Origin of the sequence: Kitasatospora sp. NPDC091257, assembly GCF_044757675.1 — a bacterium.
Lineage (GTDB): Bacteria > Actinomycetota > Actinomycetes > Streptomycetales > Streptomycetaceae > Kitasatospora > Kitasatospora lactacystinica.
Genome location: NZ_JBIVVI010000893.1, coordinates 1 through 3869, shown reverse-complemented (window position 1 = coordinate 3869; position 3869 = coordinate 1). Strand labels below are relative to the sequence as shown.

Here is a 3869-nt window from a genome sequence, read left to right as displayed (position 1 = left end):
GGGTAGGGTCCAACGGCGCGACCAACGCATTGGGCCCCAACATCTCGGTGGACACGACTCTCTGTCGACCCCGAGGTTTGGGGCCCGCTCACTTTGAGCAACGCAAGTGAATCACCCTCAACTGACACTCTGCAACGACATACAGATCCAAGATGTTGGGCCTGTTTGTCCACAGCCCTACTAGATGTTGCGTCCACAGGGGCTGACCTGCACTATCCACAGCTACCTGTCGGGTATCCACATGCTCCATCCACAGCGACTGTGGGCACGGGGTGTCACAGATGGCCCGCTGAGTCGAGCAGGCGGACGCACCGTGGTGGGCAATCATCACTCTTCGCAGCGCGATTGCTGGCCGAGTTCTTGGCCTGGGCGCACCTGTGGTCGAACGCCTCACTCGCTCGACACCACTGAAGTTGAATTCTTCTGGCGCGGGCGTCGTCTGCGATCACGCAAAACGACCTGCCCAATGATGGGTCAGACCCCCTGAAGGGACAGATGTCTCATGACCATGACGGCCAAGACGCCTACCGTCTGCGCCCGTTGCGGCGCCAAGCTGAGCCGCAGCAACACCGACACCGTGTGCAGCCCGTGTCGCCGGGCGATCGGACCCGGCGGCCCGGTCGCTCCGGTTGCCGCGACGGCCGAGCCGGTCAGCTGGCTCTCCACCTCTGCTGAGCGCACCGCGCCGCCGGACGGGTCCAACCTCGGCGACGTCTTGAAGGCCTACCGAGCGCTGCACAAACTGAAGCAGCAGGACCTCGCCGACCTGCTCGGCTACGACCAGTCGTACGTCTCGCTGCTGGAGCGCGGGAAGCGGGTGATCAAGGACATGGACGAGCTTCGGCGCCTGGCCCAGGTGTTGGGGTTGCCCGAGGACGAGCTGGGCCTGCTGCCGGCCGCCGAGGCGGCCGTCGTCTCGGTTCCCGGCGACGAAAGCGGCCCGCAGATCGCCGTCGAAGAACAGCGCCGTTGGCGGATGACTCGCCGGGACCTGAACCGGCACCGGAGCCAGCTCACCAAGGCCGCCGCCCAGCTGTACCCCGACGTGTACCGGGCAGGAAACAGCCCGGTGCTCACGCGCGCTGGGTGGATGTGGCCGAGCCCCCTGGACTTCAGCGACATCGACCTCACGTGGCTAACGCAGACGGTTCCGCCGGAGGTCGTGGGTGCCGAAGTCGAGTCCGAGGGCGTTCGGCCCTTGGCTGCGAACGGCGGGCGGTTCGCCCGGTACTCGCAGGCCATCCGCATGGTCGACCGGCCGTCGCTGTTCGTGAACCGGCCGAGCTTCCGGCTGCTCGGCGTGGACCAGGTCGACGGCCGGCCCAAGCTGTCGTTCGGCTACACGACCTACTTCGACATGGCGGACGTCTGCGAGGGCGTGGCCCACGAGCTGGCGGGTGCGTGGCTGGCGACCGGCAGCGACCCCGCATGGATCGGGGAGCCGGACTGGGACGCGCTCCCGTTCCGCTCGCTGGTCGGTGACCCGTTCGACCTTGGCCGTCGTCCGCTGCTGCCGTCCATCGACACCCTGACCATCCGGTTGGCGCCGGATGGCACGGCGTCGTTCCCGCTGCACCATCGGGCGGCGAGCAACGTGGCGTTGGCCGGCGGGACGTACCACATCATGCCCGCCGGGGTGTTCCAGCCATCCTCGGTGATGCCGTGGGACCAGTCGAACGACTTCGACCTCTGGCGCAACGTGCTCCGGGAGTACGCGGAGGAGTTCCTGGGCGACCCTGAGGCCGACGGCAGCAGCGGCGAGCCCATCGACTACGACGGGGTCGAGCCGTTCCGCACGCTCAACGAGGCCCGACGCGCGGGCAAGGTCCGGCCATACTGTTTCGGGATCGGCCTGGACCCGCTCACGCTGGCGGGCGAGATCCTCAGCGTCGTGGTCATCGACGCCGACGTCTACGACACGGTGTTCTCCGGCATGGTCTCCCGCAACACCGAGGGCAGCGTCATCGCCGGCACGGGCAACACCGGGGGAATCGACTTCACCAAGGCCAACATTCGCCACCTGCTGGAGAATGAACCGCTCGCGTCTGCTGCCGCCGCGTGCCTCGACCTGGCGTGGCAGCACCGCGGACTGATCCTGAACCGAGGAGGAAATCCGTGCGCGTACTCGTGACGGGCGCCTTCGGCTTCGTCGGCAACGCGGTTGTCCGACGTCTCGCCGAGGCTGGCCACGAGGTGGTTGCCCTGACCCATCGACCCCCGGGTGCCCTGCTCCCCGAGCTGCCGGTGGCCGAGGTGGTCCACGGCGACATCCGCGACGAGCAGGCCGTCGCGTCGGCCGTGCGTGGTGTGCACGCCGTCTGCCACCTGGCCGCGCTCACGCGGGTGCGCGAGTCCTTCGAGATGCCCGACGAGTACCACGACGTCAACGTCAACGGCACTGCGGTCCTGCTGGCCGCGCTGCCTGGTCGAGCTGCCACGCAGAGCCCCGTAGTCGTGCTCGGTTCGACGGCCGCGATCTACGGCGCCCCTGAGCGGCAGCCCATCGGCGAGGACGTCGTGCCTGCTCCGAGCAACCCGTACGGCGCTTCGAAGCTTGCCGCAGATGAGTTGCTCAAGCGTGCGGGGGAGCGCGGCACCATCCAGGCGGTGAGCTTGCGGTGCTTCAACATCGCAGGCTCAGTGGGCGGGGTGGGGGACGCCGACGAGTCCCGGATCATCCCGAAGGCGCTCGCTGTGGCGGCCGGCCGCTACCCGCACTTGGAGATGAACGGCGACGGGAGTGCCGTCCGGGACTTCGTCCACGTGGATGACCTGGCCCGCGCGTACGTCTTGGCGTTGCACGCCGGAAACTTCGCACACCGGGCCTACAACGTGGGCGCGACTCCGGCGAGCATGCGCGAGATTGTCGAGGCGGTGGAGCAGGTCACCGGACGGCCCGTGCCGGTGGTTCACCGTCCTCCGCAGCCGGAACCGCCTCGGCTGGTCGCCGACCTCACCCGGATCACGACCGAGTTCGGGTGGAAGCCCGAGCGGTCCGGTCTCCATGACCTGATCCGAGACGGGTGGGCGGCGACCAGCCGAGGCGAGTTCTGACCTACTCCGCCAGGCGGCTCTTCACGCTGTCGGGAAGCGCGTCGAACGCGTCCCGCCAGCGATGAAGGGCCGCTTCGGCGTTTTCAGCCTCGCCTCCGGCCTGAGTCAAGCTACGGAGGGCCTGTTCGAGCGCATGGCCGGCTTGCAGCACCGGTACGGCCCAGTCGGCAGCCCCTCGGGAGTACACGGCCAAGCGCGGCGGGAACTGGACAAACACGCCCTTCCCTTGGTGTCCGACCACGTAGCCCTCGGCGCGCAGGAGTGAAACAGCAGCCTTCACTACGGTGCTCGACACGCCGTGGTCGTCCATCAGCTTCCGCGTTGACGACAGTGCGGAGCCCGCAGTCAGCTTGCCGCTGCGGATCTGTTCCCGCAGGTCATCGGCCAGCTGGAGATAGGCCGGCTCGCCTTGGAACTCGGTCACCAGTGATCCTCCAGTCGACGTCTCGCACTTAGTGCACCAGTGTGCCGCAGGCTCGCTGCGGCGAAGCACTTGCCAACTTAGCGCACTAAGTGCACCATGTTCATTGTGAGGGCAACGCCTCGGCGGAAAGCCTCATATGACAGGTCGTCATTGGTCTGGCGCTGTGCGCCGGAGCAGGCTTGTCGCAGCAGGACGGGGCCGTGATCAAACGGGACCGCTGCAAACACCATCAGCTCTTGGGGCCCTTCTTTGGGCTGCCCTGAGCTGCACAAATGCTGAGGCGGAGGACGCTGCAATCTCCGCAAAGGCCAGGGGATAGGGGTTTCGGCCCTGACTGGCGAGGTGGCCCGGCGACCGCGAGCAACGGCCGGAGAGTGGGGGCGTGACCCCC

The 3869-nt window shown here is 67.6% G+C and carries 3 protein-coding genes; 2 read left to right on the top strand and 1 reads right to left on the bottom strand.

The window, feature by feature from the left end:
* Positions 1–502 precede the first annotated feature (502 nt).
* Positions 503–2131, top strand: coding sequence for a helix-turn-helix domain-containing protein (locus ACIQOV_RS31560; protein WP_401054088.1), 1629 nt, complete (start codon positions 503–505; stop codon positions 2129–2131).
* Positions 2116–3054, top strand: a complete 939-nt coding sequence (locus ACIQOV_RS31555) for an NAD-dependent epimerase/dehydratase family protein (RefSeq protein ID WP_401054087.1) — start codon at positions 2116–2118, stop codon at positions 3052–3054. Before ACIQOV_RS31560 ends, ACIQOV_RS31555 begins: the two co-directional genes overlap by 16 nt.
* A gap of 1 nt (position 3055) precedes the next feature.
* On the opposite strand, the gene ACIQOV_RS31550 is transcribed toward ACIQOV_RS31555, so the two are convergent.
* Positions 3056–3478 carry a winged helix-turn-helix domain-containing protein gene (locus tag ACIQOV_RS31550; protein WP_401054085.1) on the bottom strand — a complete coding sequence of 141 codons (423 nt, stop codon included), beginning with the start codon at positions 3476–3478 and terminating at the stop codon, positions 3056–3058.
* Between the last annotated feature and the right edge of the window lie 391 nt (positions 3479–3869).

Excerpts from the sequence above, each read along its gene's own strand:
- ACIQOV_RS31560 (WP_401054088.1), top strand. The coding sequence starts at position 503 with ATGACCATGACGGCCAAGACGCCTACCGTCTGCGCCCGTTGCGGCGCC.